General features: G+C 64.3%; 16 protein-coding genes. 5 read left to right on the forward strand and 11 right to left on the reverse strand.

Translation table 11 applies throughout. The annotated features are described in order from the left end of the window. The 3 genes from H928_RS29380 to ruvA form a co-directional block, all read right to left on the reverse strand. On the reverse strand, nt 1-1,372 hold a 1,372-nt coding region (locus tag H928_RS29380; RefSeq protein ID WP_204366337.1), incomplete at its 3' end, for a serine protease. A gap of 613 nt (nt 1,373-1,985) precedes the next feature. After that, nucleotides 1,986-3,458 (reverse strand): serine protease, encoded by a 1,473-nt coding sequence (locus H928_RS29385; RefSeq protein ID WP_021028526.1) that lies wholly within the window; start codon nt 3,456-3,458, stop codon nt 1,986-1,988. A gap of 76 nt (nt 3,459-3,534) precedes the next feature. Beyond that, complete coding sequence (ruvA, locus tag H928_RS0122550) at nt 3,535-4,107, reverse strand: Holliday junction branch migration protein RuvA (protein WP_021028527.1); 573 nt, start codon at nt 4,105-4,107, stop codon at nt 3,535-3,537. Nucleotides 4,108-4,198: 91 nt separating this feature from the next. Here ruvA and H928_RS0122555 point away from each other — a divergent pair, with 91 nt between their 5' ends. From H928_RS0122555 to H928_RS0122565, 3 genes are all read left to right on the forward strand, one after another. Next, complete coding sequence (locus tag H928_RS0122555; RefSeq protein ID WP_021028528.1) at nt 4,199-5,146, forward strand: PhoH family protein; 948 nt, start codon at nt 4,199-4,201, stop codon at nt 5,144-5,146. 47 nt (nt 5,147-5,193) lie between these two features. Further along, complete coding sequence (gene ybeY, locus H928_RS0122560) at nt 5,194-5,652, forward strand: rRNA maturation RNase YbeY (RefSeq protein WP_021028529.1); 459 nt, start codon at nt 5,194-5,196, stop codon at nt 5,650-5,652. 168 nt (nt 5,653-5,820) lie between these two features. Next, nucleotides 5,821-6,573: a sulfite exporter TauE/SafE family protein gene (locus H928_RS0122565; protein WP_021028530.1), complete on the forward strand. Its 753-nt coding sequence runs from the start codon at nt 5,821-5,823 to the stop codon at nt 6,571-6,573. 38 nt (nt 6,574-6,611) lie between these two features. On the opposite strand, the gene H928_RS0122570 is transcribed toward H928_RS0122565, so the two are convergent. From H928_RS0122570 to H928_RS0122585, 4 genes are all read right to left on the reverse strand, one after another. Then, the gene (locus tag H928_RS0122570; RefSeq protein ID WP_052330205.1) at nt 6,612-7,514 is read right to left on the reverse strand and encodes a LysR family transcriptional regulator; all 903 of its coding nucleotides are present in this window, start codon (nt 7,512-7,514) and stop codon (nt 6,612-6,614) included. An 82-nt stretch (nt 7,515-7,596) separates the two neighbouring features. Then, the gene (locus tag H928_RS0122575; RefSeq protein ID WP_027011285.1) at nt 7,597-8,760 is read right to left on the reverse strand and encodes an acyl-CoA dehydrogenase family protein; all 1,164 of its coding nucleotides are present in this window, start codon (nt 8,758-8,760) and stop codon (nt 7,597-7,599) included. A gap of 67 nt (nt 8,761-8,827) precedes the next feature. Continuing rightward, nucleotides 8,828-9,211: a cupin domain-containing protein gene (locus H928_RS0122580; protein ID WP_021028533.1), complete on the reverse strand. Its 384-nt coding sequence runs from the start codon at nt 9,209-9,211 to the stop codon at nt 8,828-8,830. A 55-nt stretch (nt 9,212-9,266) separates the two neighbouring features. Next, on the reverse strand, nt 9,267-10,247 hold the full coding sequence (locus H928_RS0122585; RefSeq protein ID WP_021028534.1) for a tripartite tricarboxylate transporter substrate binding protein: 981 nt from the start codon (nt 10,245-10,247) through the stop codon (nt 9,267-9,269). Nucleotides 10,248-10,468: 221 nt separating this feature from the next. On the opposite strand from H928_RS0122585, the gene H928_RS0122590 reads away from it, so the two are divergent. Next, entirely contained in the window at nt 10,469-11,032 is a 564-nt protein-coding gene (locus H928_RS0122590; protein WP_021028535.1) for a dihydrofolate reductase family protein, read from the forward strand. Between the two features lie 976 nt (nt 11,033-12,008). Then, nucleotides 12,009-12,734, forward strand: coding sequence for a choice-of-anchor R domain-containing protein (locus tag H928_RS0122595; protein ID WP_021028536.1), 726 nt, complete (start codon nt 12,009-12,011; stop codon nt 12,732-12,734). Between the two features lie 33 nt (nt 12,735-12,767). On the opposite strand, the gene H928_RS0122600 is transcribed toward H928_RS0122595, so the two are convergent. From H928_RS0122600 to H928_RS0122615, 4 genes are all read right to left on the reverse strand, one after another. Beyond that, nucleotides 12,768-14,258 (reverse strand): amidohydrolase family protein, encoded by a 1,491-nt coding sequence (locus tag H928_RS0122600; RefSeq protein ID WP_027011286.1) that lies wholly within the window; start codon nt 14,256-14,258, stop codon nt 12,768-12,770. Between the two features lie 33 nt (nt 14,259-14,291). Then, nucleotides 14,292-15,248: a MurR/RpiR family transcriptional regulator gene (locus H928_RS29390; protein ID WP_239645054.1), complete on the reverse strand. Its 957-nt coding sequence runs from the start codon at nt 15,246-15,248 to the stop codon at nt 14,292-14,294. 179 nt (nt 15,249-15,427) lie between these two features. Next, nucleotides 15,428-16,699, reverse strand: a complete 1,272-nt coding sequence (locus H928_RS0122610; RefSeq protein WP_021028539.1) for an amino acid deaminase — start codon at nt 16,697-16,699, stop codon at nt 15,428-15,430. An 11-nt stretch (nt 16,700-16,710) separates the two neighbouring features. Then, nucleotides 16,711-17,742 carry an ABC transporter ATP-binding protein gene (locus tag H928_RS0122615; RefSeq protein ID WP_021028540.1) on the reverse strand — a complete coding sequence of 344 codons (1,032 nt, stop codon included), beginning with the start codon at nt 17,740-17,742 and terminating at the stop codon, nt 16,711-16,713. Between the last annotated feature and the right edge of the window lie 119 nt (nt 17,743-17,861).

Below are 17,861 nucleotides of genomic sequence, written 5' to 3' on the forward strand. Positions count from 1 at the left end.
AGCCGCCATACAGGGTGCCAATGACGCGGCCGTCACTGAACAGCGCAGATCCACTGCTGCCTCCCTCGGTCCTCCCCTGGCTCCAGCTGACGCTGTAGAAGCCGCCATTCGCATCTCCCCCACTGCAGCTGAAGGTGGAGCTGCCGGTGGACTGGCAGCGGGCATGGTCCGCTACAGCGCCCACGCTGTACTTGAGCAGGTCGCCACCGGGATGGTGCAGACCGTAGATGGCCTGGCCCTTGGGGGCCAGATTTGTTGCATCCCAGCCTGCATAGTCCACCCCTGCCGGAGGCATCTCGTTGAGCCGGAGCAATGCAGAATCTGTCGTGGCCGTGGCGTGCAGCAAGGTGGCACCTGCGCTGCGCCGGGCGCTTTGGGCACTCGGCACACCGGAATTGCAACTGCTGGCGTGGTAGAACCAGCGGGTCTGCAGCGTCGAGGCTACCGATTGGGTAGAGATACAGTGGTTGGCCGTCAGAAAGTAAGGCACAAAATCCGCCTTCGGGTTGTTCAGCAAGGTGCCGGTGCACAGGTAGGACTGGCCGCTCTCCCGGGTGTAGACCATCTGGGCCACGGCATTGCGCTCGGTCTGGTAGTTGCTGGTGCAGGACACATCCATGCGGCAACTCTCCAGCGGATCGGCTTCGGTGGCTCCTGCCGGGTCCATGTCGGCCGCGTCCACGGCGGCCGCTCCCACGGTGGCCGCTCCCACATCCGTGGGCAAGGACAGGTTGTAGAAGATGTGCGAAACCCGGGGGATCGAGATCCGCAATGCCTCCGCGGGCATCCCTGCGGGCAGCACTACTTCGATGGTGGTGTCGCCCGCACCCACATCGGGCGTCCACCAGGTGCTGGCAGGCGCGCCGCTCTCGCCCGCGCTCTGGTTCTGCGCCAGCAGTGCATTGATCTGCGCGCCGCTGCGCTCGACGATCGCTGCGGGATGCTCCTGGCTGTAGATGCGCAGCAGCGCGCCATCGGGCAGCTGCTCCACCAGCACACCGGCACGCAGGCCATAGGCACCCATAGCCTGGATATTGATGGCCGCCACTTGCTGCCCACTGGGCAACGGCGTCCACTGCATGGCCGACTGGGTTTGCGCCACCGATGCGGTGGCATCCACGGCGCGTGCGGCGCCAATCTGGAGTGCCGGGCCGCTCGCCTCCTCGTCAGCCATGGACTCTTGCATTTCCAGCTCGGGCAGCACCACAAAATGCGTTTGCACCCGGGTGCCTAATGGCACTGGCACCAAGAGAGAGGATTCGACGGCGGAATCCGGCAATACCACTGGGTCCAGGATATAGGTCGTAGGCTGGGCCACCACCATGCCGGAGGTCCATAACAGACCGAGCACTGCATGTTTTGGGTATCTCATGATGGATTCACTCCAAGTCAAAATGCCATTCAAAAGCCTGCAAATCACCGAATTGCGGTTTGCATTTTTATTTTGAAGCTATCCAAGTGAGCAGACACCTACAAAGGTAAAGCAAATATCGACCAGTAACAGCAAGAGGGCGACGAATCTCTCCCGTACCCTCTACGCCATAGGCTCACAAAATGAAACTCATCCACCAATATTATTTATTATTCCTTTCATCCGATATTAATAAAATCCAGACCCTATTCGCTTGGCACAGCAAGCCAAAGAATGCCTATATTTACTCGCTTTCTGACAAAGTGAGTGGTGTTATTGAAATCCTTTTATAAAAACCGGCGATTTACAAATGCGCTCTCATGCAGCAGGTTGAGTTTCCTCAGCAGAACATCGCATACCAGGGGCAAAAATTTAATCCGCCTTGGTATTGATGAATTCCGCAAGCGGGGCCGCTTCTCGGTACTGATTCGATGGCCCTACATTGCAGCAGGCCGGTGGATATCTGCAGACCGGAAACCACTCCCCCAGACGTAAAAAAACCTGCCGTTTGACGGGCAGGTTTATCAGCGCTGGAAGGCTTGCGGCATGGGAGCCGCAATCAGCGGTGCAGCGGTCAGCTGGCCAGCCAGCTCCAGATGCGGTCGCCGAACACCTTGTCAAAGCGGCCGTAGTAGTCGGACGCATTGGGCGCCAGGCAGCTGGCGCCGCCACCGTAGAGGTTACCGACCACGCGGCCATTGCGGAACAGCGACGAGCCGCTGCTGCCGCCCTCGGTCGTGCCCTGGCTCCAGCGCACGCTGTAGAAGCCGCTGTTCGAGTCACCGGTGCTGCAGGTGATGGAGGTGCCACTGCCTGCGGTGCAGTTCATATAGCCCACGACCGCGCCCACGCTGTACTTGAGCAGGTTGCCGCCAGGGTGGTGCAGGCCATAGACGGCATCACCCACTTGGCCAGCGGTGCGTGCATCCCAGCCCGCCAGGGTCACGCCAACAGGAGGCATTTCATTGAGCTTGAGCAGCGCCGAATCGGTGGTGCTGGTGGCGTAGAGCAAGGTCGCGCCGGCACTGCGCAGTGCGGCATTGGCGCCCGGCACGCCGGAGTTGCAGCTGCTCGAGCGGTAGAACCAGGACGTCTGCATCGACGAGGCCGAGGACTGGGTCGAGATGCAGTGGTTGCCGGTGATGAAGTACGGAGCAAAGTCACCCTTGGTATTGTTCAGCAAGGTGCCGGTGCACAGGTAGGACTTGCCGTCCGAGCGGGTGAACACCATGCGGGCCACCGCATTGCGCTCGGTCTGGTAGTTGTTGGTGCAGGTGGCATCCAGGTTGCAGGCGGCCGAGGTGTCGGCCTTGGCCGCGTCTGCCAGCTCGGCCTCGGTGGGCAGCGACAGGTTCTGGTAGATGTGCGAGACCACGGGGATCGAGATGCGCAGTGCATCGGCGCCGGTGCCGGCTGGCAGCACCACTTCGAGCGTGGTATCGCCTGCGCCTACATCGGGCGTCCACCAAGTGTTGGCAGCCGCACCGGTCTCACCCGCCTTGCGGTTTTGCGCCAGCAGCGCATTCACCTCAGCACCGCTGCGCTCGACGATCGCATTGGGGTGTTCCTGGCTGTAGACGCGCAGCTGCGCGCCATCGGGCAGGCTGTCGACCAGCACGCCGGCGCGCAGGCCATAGGCGCCGGTCGATTGGATGTTGATGGCTGCGACCTGCTGGCCATTGGCCAGTGTGCTCCACTGCAGGGCCGACTGGGTCTGGGCCACTGTGCTGGTGGCCGCCACCGCGCGTTGCGTGCCAATCTGCTGGGCCGGGCCGTTGTCGCTGGCCACGGTCTTTTCCAGCTCCAGCTCAGGCAGCACCACAAAGCGGGTCTGCACCGCAGCGCCCAAGGACACAGGCGCCACTGCGGCCGATTTGATGGCCGATGCGGGCAGCACGACCGAGTCCAGCACATAGGCCGTGGGCTGGGTCACATTGCCGTTGTCGTCGTCGGAACCTGAGCCGCCGCCGCAGCCCGCCAAGGCCAGGGCCGCAGCCACGCCGGTAGTCCACAACAGACCGGGCACTGCATACTTGGGATATTTCATGGATTCGTCCACTCCGTGTTGGTTGGTATAGATGGTGATACCCGGCCGGGCTGCTGCCCGGCCGCCTCTGCGCGGGCTATTTTGCCAGTGCTTTCAGCGCCTGCTTGATACCGTCGGTTACGCTGATGTCGGCAGGTAACAGTTTCAGAGCGGCAGCCGCATCCTTGTCGCTGTAACCCAGGGCCACCAGCGCTTGCAAAATGTCGACCTGGGCATCGCTGGTGGCAGCGGCCCTGGCACCCATGTCCGCGCCCAACTTGCCTTTGAGCTCCAGCAGCAGGCGCTCGGCGGTCTTCTTGCCGATGCCCGGCACCTTCACCAGGCGCCCCGCTTCCTGCAAGGACACGGCCTGCGCCAGATCACTCACGCCCATGCCGCTCAGGATGGACAGCGCCGTGCGCGGGCCCACGCCGGTGATCTTGATCAGCTCGCGGAAAGTCTGGCGCTCCTGGGCGCTGCCAAACCCGTACAGCAGCTGCGCATCCTCACGCACGATAAACTGCGTCAGCAGCGTGATGGTGTCGCCCACGGCTGGCAGGTTGTAGAAGGTGCTCATGGGCACCTGCACCTCATAGCCCACACCATGGCAATCCACCAGTACTTCGGGTGGGTTCTTTTCCACCAGGGTTCCGCTCAATCGGCCTATCATTTGTATCTTTCCTTGTAGCTTGTGTGCGGCCGCCCTGTGTGCGTCGCTTGCCGCCTGCAAGCATACTGAATTTTTCACTGGAATTTACCGCGTGATCCTGCGCCACACCTTTACGCCCCACAACAACAACCGCATTGCCAATTTGTGCGGACCGGCCGATGCGCATCTGCGCCAGATCGAGAACCATCTGGGCGTCAAGATTGCCCACCGCCACGAGCAATTCAAGATCGACGGCCCCAAGGCCGTGGCCAACGAAGCGCTGGAGCTGCTGGAGGCGCTGTACGAGATGGCCGATACGCCCATCAGCGAAGACCAGATCCAGCTGATGATGGCCGGCGACAGCGAGCTGATGGCCGCGCCCGAGGGCGCCATCGTGCTGAACACGCGCCGCGCCGACCTGCGCGCGCGCACGCCCAACCAGGCCGGCTACCTGGAGAACATCGCTGCGCACGACATCACCTTTGGCATTGGCCCGGCCGGCACCGGCAAGACCTACCTGGCCGTGGCCTGCGCCGTCGATGCGCTCGAGCGCAGCCAGGTGCAGCGCATTGTGCTGACCCGGCCCGCAGTCGAAGCCGGCGAGCGCCTGGGCTTTCTGCCCGGTGACCTGTCGCAGAAGGTAGACCCCTACCTGCGCCCGCTCTACGACGCGCTCTACGACCTGATGGGCTACGACAAGGTACAAAAGGCCTTTGAGCGCAATGCCATCGAGATCGCGCCGCTGGCCTTCATGCGCGGCCGCACGCTCAACAACGCCTTCATCATCCTGGACGAGGCCCAGAACACCACGCCCGAACAGATGAAGATGTTCCTCACCCGCATCGGCTTTGGTGCCAAGGCTGTGGTCACTGGCGATGTGAGCCAGATCGACCTGCCCAAGGGCCAGTTGAGCGGCCTGATCGACGCCGAGCGCGTGCTCAAGCGCGTCAAGGGCATTGCGGTCAACCGCTTTACCAGCGCCGATGTGGTGCGCCACCCGCTGGTCGCGCGCATTGTGGACGCCTACGACAAGCAGCGCCGCCCCGCGCGCGAAGACTGAGCCCCGCCCGCACACCCCACCTGTGCCACCCCGCCGATAAAAACCATATGGCATTGAACCAACTCACCCTCTCGCTGCAATTTGCCCGTTTTGACGGCGTGGCCGAGCACCGCGCCGCCCTGCCCCGCAGCCAGGTGACGCGCTGGATTCGCCACGCGCTGGCCGATGACGCCGAGATCACCGTGCGCATTGTCGATACCGAAGAAGGCCAGGCGCTGAACCGCGAGTACCGCCAAAAGGACTACGCCACCAATGTGCTGACCTTTGACTACCAGCAGGAGCCCACCGTGCTGGCCGACCTGGTGCTGTGCGCGCCCGTGGTGGCGCGTGAGGCCAAGGAGCAGAACAAGTCGCTGCAGGAGCACTATGCCCACCTGCTGGTGCATGGCACCTTGCACGCCCAGGGCTGGGACCATGAAACCAGCGAGCAGGATGCCGAAGAGATGGAAGCCTACGAGACGGCCATCATGCAAGAGCTGGGCTTTACCGATCCGTACCAGAAGTAAGACGCGGGGCCCGCTGCCCGCCCATTGGGCGCGCCGGCCTCAAGGCAATGATGACTTTTGAGCGACTAATCGAGCCGCTTCTTCGCGCCATTACTACCTAGAATCCTCCTCATAAAGGCCGTGCTGGCAGCGACACCCCGCAACCGCCGGCGCATAACAGGAGGAGACATGCTCGACACCGCCATCTTGCTGGCCGCTGCCCTGGTGGCCGGCGCGCTCAATGCCGTCGCCGGAGGCGGCAGTTTTCTGACCCTGCCTGCGCTGGTGTTTACCGGCGTGCCGCCGGTCGTTGCCAATGCCACCGGCACGGTCGCGCTGCTGCCGGGCTATGCGGCAGGGGCCTGGGGCTTCAAGGACGATATGCCGGCCCCACCCGGCCTGTCGATGAAGGCGGTGATGCTGCTGGCGCTCGTCGGCGGCGCAGCCGGGGCTGCCTTGCTGCTGGTCACCCCCGAGGCCGCCTTCCGCAAGATTGTGCCCTGGCTGCTGCTGGCAGCGACTGCCATGTTTGCCTTTGGCCCGCAGCTGCGCCGGTGGGCCATGGGCGCGCAGCACGGCGCCACGCCCTCACGCAGCAAGGCCGCGCTGGGCATGCTGGCCGTCTCCATCTATGGCGGCTACTTCAATGGCGGCCTGGGCATCTTGCTGCTCGCACTGCTCGGCTTGCTGGGCCAGACCAACCTGCATGCAATGAATGGCACCAAGAACCTGGTCTCTGCGCTGCTCACCGCCATTGCCGTCGCCATTTATGCCGCGGGCGGCGTCGTGCAATGGCAGCCCGCCTTGCTGATGATGGTCGCTGCCACCTTGGGCGGCTACCTGGGCGCCCGGGTGGCGCGCAAGATTGCGCCGCAGTGGTTGCGCGGCAGCATTGTGCTGACGGGCTTGGTGATGGCGGTGCTGTTTTTCTTGAAAGCCTAACCGGCCGTGCCTAGCCGGGGGCGCCTAGCCGGCCGCACCTAGCCGGCCGCACCTGCCCTCGGCGCCTTGATCACCTCGATCAGCGCATCCAGCGCCGCCGAGCGGCTTTGCGGGTGCCAGACAAAGGCCCCGGCAGTCAGCGCCGTCTGGCCATGGTTGCTGTGCAGCGGCACATAGCGCACTCCAGCCATGCCGGCGCGCTGCATGCAAGACGGCACCAGCGCCACGCCCTGGCCAATGGCAACCAGCGAAATAACGGCCAGCCACTGCCGCACTGCATGGCTGGTGCGCGGGTGGATGCCGGCGTTGTGCAGGCAGGCAATCACATTGTCGTAATTGGCCGGGCTGACATCGCGCACAAACATCACAAAGCGCTCATGCGCGAGGCTGCGCAAATCCAGGCTGGCTTGCTGGGCCTGGGGGTGGTTTTCCGGCAGGCAGCAGACGAGGGTATCGGGCGCCAGCGGCCACAGCTCCAGCCCCGGCGCGGGGGTGATGATGTTGACAAAACCGCCTTGGAGCTGGCCGCGCAGAATCGCCGCCTGCTGCTCGGTGGTGGACATCTCGTGCAAGGTGATGTCGATATCGGGCCGCTGCTGGGCAAAGGCCTGCATCACATGGGGCAGGTCGCGGTAGATCATCGAGCCGGTCACGCCAATATCGAGCTGGCCCTGGCGCCCCTGGGCCACATTGCGTGCCACGTCAGCGGCGCGCTGGATCTGGCTGAGCACCTGGCGCGCCTCGATCAAAAAGGCGGCGCCGGCATCGGTCAGCCGCACCTGCTTGGCATCGCGCTCGAGCAGCCGCACGCCCAGGTCCTCTTCCAGCGATTTGATGGCCACCGACAGCGGCGGCTGGGTGATGGCCAGGCGCTGGGCGGCGCGGCCAAAATGCAGCTCCTCGGCCAGCACCACAAAATAACGCAGCAAATGGGTCTTCATCTGCGTATCATGCCCCAGCCAGTGCAGGCTGGCCGCACGGCGAGGGGCATGGCCCGGCAGCGCACTGCGCATGGCGCCTCGCCTAGTAGGACTTGGGCAGGCCCAGCACCTTCTCTGCGATAAAGCACAGAATCAGCTGCGGGCTCACCGGCGCCAGGCGCGGAATCCAGCTCTCGCGCATCAGCCGCTCGACATGGAACTCCTTGGCGTAACCCATGCCGCCATGGGTAAAGATGGCGGTCTCGCAGGCCTTGAAACCCGCCTCCGCCCCCAGGAACTTGGCCGCATTGGCCTCGGCCGCGCAAGGCTGGTGGCGGTCATACAGCCAGGCCGCCTTCATCGCCAGCAAAAAGGCCGCTTCCAGCTCCATCCAGCGCTCGGCCAGCGGGTGCTGGATGCCCTGGTTCTGACCAATCGGGCGGTTGAACACCTCGCGCTCGCGGGCGTACTGCGTGGCGCGGCCCAGCGCGGCGCGGCCCAGGCCAATGGCTTCGCAGGCAATCAGAATGCGCTCGGGGTTCATGCCATGCAGGATGTATTCAAAACCCCGGTTTTCCTCGCCAATGCGGTCCTCTACCGGAATGCGCAGCCCATCGATGAACAGCTGGTTGGTGTCCACGCATTTGCGGCCCATCTTGGCGATCTCATGCACCTCGATCTTGCTGCGGTCAAAGTCGGTGTAGAACAGCGACAGGCCTTCGGTGCCCTTGCATTCCTCCACCGGCTTGGTGCGCGCCAGCAGCAAGATCTTGCTGGCCTGCTGCGCGGTCGAGATGAAGACCTTCTGCCCATGCACCACATAGTGGTCGCCATCGCGCACCGCGCGGGTCTTGAGTTTGAGCGTGTTGAGCCCCGTGTTGGGCTCGGTCACGCCAAAGCAGGCCTTGTCCTTGCCGGCAATCAGTGGCGGCAGCATGCGTGCCTTTTGTTCTTCGGTGCCATAGACCACCACCGGGTGCAGGCCAAAGATATTCATATGCACCGCAGACGCGCCCGACAGGCCCGCACCGGTGGCCGAGATCGTGTGCATCATCAAGGCCGCCTCGGTGATGCCCAGGCCGGCCCCGCCATAGGCCTCGGGCATCGCAATGCCCAGCCAGCCGGCATCGGCCAGCGCGCGGTAAAAGTCTTCCGGAAAAGCGCCATCGTTGTCACGGGCATGCCAGTAGTCGGCATCAAACGGCGCACAGACTTTCTCGATGGCATCGATGATCTGTTGCTGCTCTTCGGTCAGGGCGAAATCCATGGTGTTGCGGTCCTCAATATCCAATCAGTGGCGCGGTGCCGTGCACGGCGCAGGTTCACATCGCCGCTCAGGCCGGCCGGCGCACCCGCTCTGGGTTCTCGCCATAGGGCGGGCTGTAGATCACCAGCAGCTTGGCCGGCGTGTCGCTGGTGGTCTGGAAGATATGCATCTTGTCGGCCGGGAAAAAGCAGGTATCGCCCGGCAGCATCTCAAAGCTTTCGCCCTCCACCTCGACATGGGCCGTACCCTCCAGCAGGTAGCAGGCCTGCTCCATGCCCGGGTGGGCATGGGGCAGCGCGCCGCCGCCCTTGGCAATCTCGCCCAGCACCACTTCCATGTGCTGGGCGCCCACATTGGCCTGGCTCACCAGGCGGCGGTTAAAGGTACCGGTATGGTTGGCCGGGCTATAGGCCTCCACCTCGGAGGCACGGATCAGGTAGCGCGAAGTCATCGTGGAGCAGTCATTCTGTAGAGTTAACAAAAGGCGTCAGAGGCGGTTTCCAGGATTACTGCGCCGGGATATCTGCCTGTTTGACCAGGCGCCCCCAGTACGCCAGCTGCTCGCTCACATACTGGGTAAACTCCTGCGGGGTCTTGGTAGGCCAGACTTCAAAGCCAATCTGTTCAAGCTGCTTTTGCACGGCCTCATCGGCCAGCACGGCCTGCAAGGCGCCATTGATCTTGTTGACCACCTCCGGAGGCGTGCCCGCCGGCGCAAAAATGCCGTTCCAGGAGGTGATGTCAAAGCCCGGCAAGGTCTTGCCGATGGGCGGCACATTGGGGAGGATCTTGCTGCCCTTGGCAGCGGTCACGGCCAGGGTGCGCACCCGGTCGGTCTTGAGCATGCTCCAGCCCGAGCCCAGGTCCACCACATACATCTGCACCTGGTTGCCCATCAGGTCGGTCAGCGCCTGCGGGCTGGATTTGTAGGGCACGCCAACAATATCGGTCTTGGACAGAAAACGCAGCGTCTCCGACGCCACCAGCGAGGTGCTGTTCGGTGTCGCGTACGAGAGCTTGCCCGGGTTGGCCTTGGCGTAGTCGATCAGCGCCTGCACCGAATCGGCCGGCACCGACGGGTGCACGGCCAGCGCAAACGGCAGCTCGCCCACGCGGGCGATCGGCGTGAAATCCTTGATCGGGTCGTACTTCAGGCTTTTGACCAGCCAGGGGTTGGCCGAATGCGAGGTGTTGGTGGTCATGAACAAGGTATAGCCATCAGGCTTGGCCTTCGCCACCAGGCCGGCCGCAATCTGCGCATTGGCGCCTGCGCGATTGTCCACAATCACCGGCTGCTGCAGGCGCTCGCCCAGCTTCTGGCCCACCGCCCGGGCCACCGCATCGGTGCCGCTGCCAGCGGCGAAAGGCACGATCATCGTGATCGGTGCATTGGGGTAGCTGCCCTGCGCCGCGCTGGCGTAAGCTGCTGTTGTTACGGTGGCGATGGCGGTCAGGGCGAGGCTCGCCCACCATTGGCGTCGTTGCATGTCTTTGTCTCCTGTTTTTAATTAGCCTCTACGGGCTAGCTTGCATGGTGCAGACGTCAACGATTCGCGTCCAATGTTTTATATGGATGGTTTGATATACAAATCGAATTCTTAATTAGGGAGACTGGATACTGTTAAAAAAACAGGTAACTCGCCCCAGCGTCCTGCTGCAGCCTGCCTAGAATGCAAGGCTTAGCCCGTGATTTTCACCAGGACATCCCATGCACTGCAGCAGCTTTATCGCCACCAGCCTGGACGGATTTATCGCCAAGGCCGATGGCAGCCTGGACTGGCTCAATGCCGCCAATGCCACCGTGCCAGAGGGGGAAGACTGCGGCTATGCGCAGTACATGGCCGGTGTCGATGTGATCCTGATGGGGCGCAAAACCTTTGAGACGGTGCTGTCCTTTGGCGCCTGGCCGTATGACAAGCCGGTCTATGTCGTGTCTCGCCAGTGGAACGCCCTGCCCGCTGGCGCGCCCGCCACCGCCCAGCTGTGGAAGGGCAGCCTGCCGGCGCTCCGCACCCATCTGGCCGCCAGCGGCGTGCGCGCGGCCTATGTAGATGGCGGGCAGCTGATCCAGTCCTTTATCAACGCACAGCTGCTCGACGAGATCACCATCACCCGCATCCCCGTGCTGCTGGGCAGCGGCCTGCCGCTGTTCGGGCCCTTGGCCGATGGAATCAGCTCGGTGAGCGCCCAGCATCTGCAGACGCGCAGCTATGACTTTGGCTTTGTGCAGAGTGACTACCGGCTGCAATACGCGGCAAGCGACGCGCTCTAAATAGATGCCACCCCTGGCTGGTGTCGCTGAGGCATGGCCACAGCCGGCCTTCGCCGCTGCCCTGCGCTGACAAGCAGTTCTCAAACTCCCCTGGCTGCAGATGCCGGCAGGTCAAGCCGATCACATCGCCAGGTAAATTCACCATCCCCCGCCGTCAAGCGCCTGGGTCGCTTGAAGTCGCTCAGGATGTTGCACACCCACTACAAGCTGCGGCCCATCCTGGTCCGGCGCCCAGACCGACCTGCCTGGCCTGTTTGAAGCAGTTCAGCACCTCTTGCATCGCCCTCCGCTGCAAGCCCGGAGCACGAGTTGCAGGCCCCTGCTTTGCGCTGCTGCATGCCAGATGACAACGCCCGCATGCACCGTAAAACTCGTGCGGTGGCACGGGCCCCTGACAGCCTGCACAGCAAGCACAGCAACGCATAGAACGCCGCTGGCCTGCCAGCGCGGCATAAAGCTAAGGGATGCGGCTGCGCTCCAGAATCGGCACTTCTCTGGCCCGCCATCAGGGCTTACCGGCTGCGAAAACGGCAATGCGCCAAGGGGTGGATTGACGGCTGCAATCAGGATTAAAAACACACGCTGCTGATAGCTATCATCAATTTAGATAAATTTCAACAATTGATATCAAAACATAGATATTCATATTTAATTTATGCAATGCTTGCACAATCGTGAGAATCCCATTGTCTACGCTTCAGCATTTGGCCGGAATTGATCCAGCGCAGCGCATGCCAACACCCTCGGTGCTATAGAGCCGGCCCCCGTGCCAGAGGTCTTGTGCCAGGGCAGGTTGCAGCAGCCATACCGGCTGCCAAGGTCTGTGGTTGGCGCGCAGCGCAGGCTGGACAGAAGCGATACGACGGGATGACTGACAAGGCTTGCTAACTCTGGGAAGTCACCACGCTGCCGATGCATCGGCAGCGCTGGTCTCAACCAACTACAAGGACTCGTTCACAAGCTCAAGAAAATCCTGATGGCCTCGGCCACCACCGTGGCGCTGCTTTCCGCACCGGCACAGGCGCAAACCACCACGCCAGAGGTGCTGTACTCCGCACCACCCTCCAATCCGGTAGGAGGCTGGTGCACGACCCGCGACCAGTACCGCTTTGCCGTCAAGCTCACGGTGCCTGCGGGTCAATCCTTTGACCTGACCAGCGTCAAGCTGCCGCTCTGGTTTGAGGAAACCAACCCGGCTACCGCCATTGATGTGCAGGTGCATCAATGGACGGCGGACGCAACGGAGCCCTCTGCCGCCGATCTGCTGGCCACCTTATCGATGGTGGAGACCCTGCCGCCGCCCCAGGATACGGGCGTGAGTGATTCTGAGCGCCACGAATACAACTTTGTACCCAGCCAGCCACTGCGTCTGCAAAGCGGCAGCAGCTACTGGGTATGGTTCGCTACTACCACCGTCACTGGCGGCTGTGATGTGTACACCTCCACGTCCGCATTGCCGACTGGAGGAGTCTTTGTCCGCGCTGCCGAATACCAAGGCCAGTACACCGACTGGCTGGACCGCACCGACGACCGAGTGACCGAGCTGGTCGTGATGGGTACGCCCGTGGTCAATGTGGATCCGCCGGTGGAGCCCACCGCCCCCACGCCGGTTCCGGGCCTCACGGGCCTGGCGCTGCCGCTGCTGAGCTTGTCTTTTGCCGGCCTGGGCTTGTGGGCCCAAAGAAGGCGCTCTTCCCGCTAAGGAAATCCAAGAGGCGCGCAGGGCCGCAGGGCGCTACGCGGCAGCGCAAGCTACCGCCCGCCGCACAAAGCGCCCAGCCCGCGCAGGCAAAGCCCCCGCCTCTTCCGTGTAGCTGAGCACGCCATTGACCCAGACGGCCTCCACGCCCACGCTGCGCTGCTTGGGGTTCTCAAAGGTGGCCTGGTCCTGGATGCGGGCGGGGTCAAACACGACCACATCGGCGGCCTTGCCGGCGGCCAGCAGGCCCCGGTCGGCCATGCGAAAGCGCTGGGCCGACATGCCGGTCATCTTGTGCACGGCCTGGGCGAGGCTCAGCACGCCCTTGTCGCGCCAGTACATGGCCAGCACGCGGGGGAAGGCGCCCCAGAGCCGGGGGTGTGGGCGCTCGTCGTTGGGCAGGCCGTCCGAGCCGATCATGGCCAGCGGGTGGCAGATAACCCGCTCCACATCGTCTTCGCGCATCTGGAAGTAGCAGGCATTGCCGGGCTTGAGGCGCACGCAGGCGTCGTACTGGCTGATGCCCCAGTCGGCGGCAATATCGCGCAGGTAGCGGCCGCCCACCTCGGGGTGGGGCTCGCTGCGGGTGATGAGGATATCGATGACGCCATCGACCAGGTCCTCGCGCAGCACCGTCGACCCTGCTGTGTAGGGATAGACGTCCATAGCCAGCTCTTGCTGCTGCGCGAGCTTGTCGACCAGCGGCAAGGTCTGCAGGGTGCGGCCCCAGTTGGCCGAGCCCGCGCATTTGTGGTGCGACAGCACCAGCGGCAGGCCCGACTGCTGGGCCGTGCCGGCGGCCTCCAGCATGGCCTCCAGAATGCCTTCGAGCTCATCGCGGATATGGGTGGCATAGACGCCGCCATGCCGGGCGGCCACGGTGGCTACTGCGACCAGCTCCTGCATGTCGGCCGCATAGGCCTCGCGGTAGAAGATGCCGCTGGACAGGCCCAGGGCTCCTGCCTGCATCGCCTCGTGCATGTCCTGGGCCATGGCCTCGCGCTCGGCCGCATTGGCCGGCCGGCTCAGATCGGCCATGTGCTTGATGCGCAGCGAGGTGTGGCCCAAGAGCGCTGCGATGTTGATGGAGGGCTGCGCCGCATCCACAGCCGCTGCGTAGTCCTGCATGCTGCCAAAGCGGAACTGCTGGTCGCCCAGCAGCGACAGCGGTGCGGGCGGGTGCGCCGTCACCACCGGTGCCAGCGAGATGCCGCAGTTGCCGGCGATCACCGTGGTCACCCCTTGCGAGAGCTTGGGCAGCATGGCCGGGCTGTTGAGCGCAGCGGCATCGTCATGGGTGTGTACATCGATAAAGCCCGGTGCAATCACCTTGGCCCTGCAGTCGATCTGCAGCGGGTCCTCCGCCTTCCAGCGATCCAACGCGGCCTGCTGGGCGGCATCCACCGCGCCATCGCGGGCAAACACGCCGATGATGCGCCCGCCCTGCAGCCAGACATCGCCGACAAACTCCGACAGGCCGGTGCCATCCACCACCGTGCCATTGCTCAACCACACTCTGCGTTCCATTGTTGTCTCTCCAGGCGCTGCTGCCGGCTGCCATCAGCCGGCGGTTTTGCCTTGTTGCTGGCTGGGGGCGGCTGCATCGGGCACGGGGCCCCCTTTGCGTTGCTGCGCGGGCTGCTGAAAGCCCATGTATTCATAGCTGTCAAAGCCATGGGTCTCCAGCAGCCGCTTGTACTGCTGCATGCCGGTGACCACGCGTGGCCCCAGAATCTGCGCTAGGCGCACCATCATGATTTCGATCACCACCAGGTGGGCCAGGTAGGCCTCGGTGCCCACGCGCATCACCGCGTCCTGCGGCACATTCACCGCCAGTACGTGGTCGGCCATCTCGGCCAGCGGCGTATCTGGCTGGGTCAGCGCCACCACGGTAGCGCCCTGCTGCTTGGCAAACTGCGCCGCCTCCAGGGTGTAGGGCATGCGCCCCACATGCGAAATCACAAAGGCCACGCCGTGCTTGCCCAGGGTCGAGGCCGACACCAGCTGCTGGTGGGCATCAAAGATGGCATTGGACGTGAGGCCCAGGCGGAACAAGCGGCTTTGCAGCTCTTGCGCCATAAAGGACGAAGCCGCCCCGACCGAGTAGCAATCGATGCGCGAGGCCTTGGCCATCTTGCCGGCCACCTCGTCGATCAGCGCTGCATCCAGGCGCTGGCCCAGGTTGGCAATGGCCCCTGCTGCCGCATGCACGATCTTGCTGACCACCTCGGCGGTGGAGTCGTCCTGCTGCACGCTGCGGTGCAGGTGCGAGCCCGAGACCGCCAAGGTCTGCGCCAGCGCCACCATGAACTCGCGCACCGAGGCATAGCCAAAGCGGCGGCACATGCGCACGATCGTCGGCATCGACACATTCGCCTGCAGCGCCAGCTGCTCGACCGTGGCCAGCACCGCAGCGCCGGGGTCGCGCAGGATCACATCGATCACCTGGCGCTGGGCCAATGGCAGCGCGGCCTGCTGCTGTTGCAGCAGCTGCAGGCTCAAAACCGAGCGATTCATCACCATGCTCCCCATTGATAGCCTAGCCACTGGTTGGAGCAGAGCCGATGCGCGGGCAGCCGAGCAAGGGCCGGAGCGGGCCGCGCCGCCCCGCAGCGAGGGCTGCGTCCCTCTTCCCATGCATAGCATGAGAGAAGGGGGAAGGCGCAGAGCGCCTCAGGGGGTTGTGCTCTAAGCATTCAGAACCTTGTCTCGATCGCATCGACCAGGTTCCAGGCATCGTCCACCACCGGAATCCAGCGCCACTTGTCAAAGGTGGTGCAAGGGTGGGAGATGCCCAGCGCAATGCGGTCGCCCACGGCCGGCGCGCCCTGCGCCGGGTCAAAACGCAGATAGGCATGCTGGTCGTTCAGGGCCGAGATGGTCCAGCCGGCAGGGGCGGGCTGCGCCTCCTGGCTGCCGCGCGGCGCATGGCGCTGCACGGAGGGCATCTCCAGGTCGTAGGAGATATCGCGGCGGCCGCAGGTGAGCAAGGCCAGGCCCGGCTCAGGCACGGACTGCACCATGGCCCAGACCTCGAGCGCCGCCTGCAGCGATGCATCCACGCCTTGGCGCTGCTCGACGAGCTTGAGCAGGCGCCGGTAGTTGCCATGGTCATGCGTGATGTAGCAGCCCGAGCGCAGCACGCCGGTAAAGGGGCGTGACAGGCCCGCGCCCTGCAGCAGCGGCACGACCAGGTCAAAAATAGCCGAGCCGCCGGCACTCAGAATCGGTGCCTCATCGGGCAACAAACCCTGGGCATCGCAGGCCTTGGCGATTTCCACCACGCGGCGCACCAGCTCGGCCACAGCGGGGATGTCGTGGGCGCTGTCGCACTGGGTCAGGCCCCCTTCATAGCATTCGATGCCGCCCAGCTGGGCGCTGCCGCTGGCATGGATGGCCTGGGCCAGCGCCAGCGCCTCCTCCTGGCTGCGCACACCGGTGCGCTGGCCAGGAATGCCGACCTCGATCAGCACGTCAAAGCGGCGGGCGCTGTTGCGTGCACGGCTCCAGTCCTCGATACAGCGCAGCTGGCTGATCGAATCGACCAGGAACCAGACGCGCAGATCGGCGTGCTGGCTCAGCAACGCGTCCAGCCCATCCAGGTCGGCCGGTGCCACCACCTGGTTGGCAATGATGGCGCGGCGCGCACCGGCCTCCACACCGACCGCCAGTTGGAAGATGGTCGCAAAGGTCAGGCCCCAGGCGCCGCCTTTGAGCTGCAAATCAAACAGCTGGGGCGACATGGTGGTCTTGCCGTGCGGCGCAAACTGGATCTGGCGGCGCGCCGCATAGTCCTGCATCCAGCGGGCGTTGTGGGCCAGCGCCGACTGGCGGATGACGGCCAGCGGGTAAGGCAGGTCATCGCGCAACACATTCCAGCCGCGTGCAGCCAATGCAGAGGCCTGGGTGGGGGCAGCAGCCAGCGGGTAGCTCTTGCTGCGCGCGTCAATCAAAAAATCGGGTTGCATGGTTCACTCTCTCAATCTTGGACTTTCCAGCAGGCCTGCAGATGGCCTTCGGCCACGGGGCGCAGCTGCATATCAGCCTGGGCGCAGCGCGCCTCGGCCTGCGGGCAACGGGTACGAAAGACGCAACCACTGGGCGGGTTCTTGGGGCTGGGCAGGTCTCCCGTCAAGAGCGGGATCGTGCGCCGCTGGGCCGGGTCCGGAATCGGCGCGGCTGCCAGCAAGGCCTGGGTGTAGGGGTGGCGCGGCCGTGCATACAAGGCCTCGGTCGGTGCCACCTCCACCACACGGCCCAGATACAGGACCACCACGCGATCGCAGAGGTATTCCACCACATCCAAATCGTGCGAGATGAACAGCAAGGTCAAACCAAGGCGGTCTTTGAGGTCGCCCAGCAAATTGACCACCTGCGCCTGGATGGACACGTCGAGCGCCGACAGCGGCTCATCGGCCACGATAAAGCGCGGCTGCACCGCCAGCGCCCGGGCAATGCCGATGCGCTGGCGCTGGCCGCCGGAGAACTCATGCGGAAAGCGCTCGGCATGCTCGGGACGCAGACCCACCTGGTCCAGCAGCTCGGCAATGCGCGGCTGGCGGGCTGCGCCCGGCGCCAGGCCGTGGGTGGACAGCGCCTCGCCCAGCACATCGCGGATGCGCATGCGCGGGTTCAGGCTGGCATAGGGGTCCTGAAAGATGATCTGGATATCGGCGCGCAGCGGCCGCATCGCGCTCGCGCCCAGGTGCGCCAGGTCCACGGTCTCGCCGCCCTGCTTGCGAAAATGCAGCTGGCCGTCCGTCGGCTCGATCAAGCGCGTCAGCAGCCGGCCGATGGTGCTTTTGCCGGAGCCGGACTCGCCCACCAGGCCCAGGGTCTCGCCCGGGAAGATGTCAAACGAGACATCCTGCACCGCACGCACCGGGTGGGCGCCGCTGCCAAACTGCTTGCTCAAATGCTGGATGCGCACCAGCGGCTGGGCCGCTGCGGTGGTGCCAGTCGCTGCCGTGGCCCGCTCGGCCGGGCGCTCCAGCGTGTCGGTCGTGCTCATGCGGCTTCTCCTGCGCGAATGCAGCGCACCTGGCGCTCGCTGGGCTCGGCATCGTTGCCGCTGCGCCATGTCTCCAGGCCGGGCATGGCCTGCTCGCAGGCGTTCAGGCGCTTGCTGCA

It is taken from the genome of Comamonas sp. B-9, from assembly GCF_000410635.1.
Taxonomy (GTDB): Bacteria; Pseudomonadota; Gammaproteobacteria; order Burkholderiales; family Burkholderiaceae_C; genus Comamonas.

Excerpts from the sequence above, each read along its gene's own strand:
- H928_RS29385 (WP_021028526.1), bottom strand. The coding sequence starts at position 3,458 with ATGAAATATCCCAAGTATGCAGTGCCCGGTCTGTTGTGGACTACCGGC.
- ruvA (WP_021028527.1), bottom strand. The coding sequence starts at position 4,107 with ATGATAGGCCGATTGAGCGGAACCCTGGTGGAAAAGAACCCACCCGAA.
- ybeY (WP_021028529.1), top strand. The coding sequence starts at position 5,194 with ATGGCATTGAACCAACTCACCCTCTCGCTGCAATTTGCCCGTTTTGAC.
- H928_RS0122565 (WP_021028530.1), top strand. The coding sequence starts at position 5,821 with ATGCTCGACACCGCCATCTTGCTGGCCGCTGCCCTGGTGGCCGGCGCG.
- H928_RS0122570 (WP_052330205.1), bottom strand. The coding sequence starts at position 7,514 with ATGAAGACCCATTTGCTGCGTTATTTTGTGGTGCTGGCCGAGGAGCTG.
- H928_RS0122575 (WP_027011285.1), bottom strand. The coding sequence starts at position 8,760 with ATGGATTTCGCCCTGACCGAAGAGCAGCAACAGATCATCGATGCCATC.
- H928_RS0122580 (WP_021028533.1), bottom strand. The coding sequence starts at position 9,211 with ATGACTTCGCGCTACCTGATCCGTGCCTCCGAGGTGGAGGCCTATAGC.
- H928_RS0122585 (WP_021028534.1), bottom strand. The coding sequence starts at position 10,247 with ATGCAACGACGCCAATGGTGGGCGAGCCTCGCCCTGACCGCCATCGCC.
- H928_RS0122590 (WP_021028535.1), top strand. The coding sequence starts at position 10,469 with ATGCACTGCAGCAGCTTTATCGCCACCAGCCTGGACGGATTTATCGCC.
- H928_RS0122595 (WP_021028536.1), top strand. The coding sequence starts at position 12,009 with ATGGCCTCGGCCACCACCGTGGCGCTGCTTTCCGCACCGGCACAGGCG.
- H928_RS0122600 (WP_027011286.1), bottom strand. The coding sequence starts at position 14,258 with ATGGAACGCAGAGTGTGGTTGAGCAATGGCACGGTGGTGGATGGCACC.
- H928_RS29390 (WP_239645054.1), bottom strand. The coding sequence starts at position 15,248 with ATGAATCGCTCGGTTTTGAGCCTGCAGCTGCTGCAACAGCAGCAGGCC.
- H928_RS0122610 (WP_021028539.1), bottom strand. The coding sequence starts at position 16,699 with ATGCAACCCGATTTTTTGATTGACGCGCGCAGCAAGAGCTACCCGCTG.
- H928_RS0122615 (WP_021028540.1), bottom strand. The coding sequence starts at position 17,742 with ATGAGCACGACCGACACGCTGGAGCGCCCGGCCGAGCGGGCCACGGCA.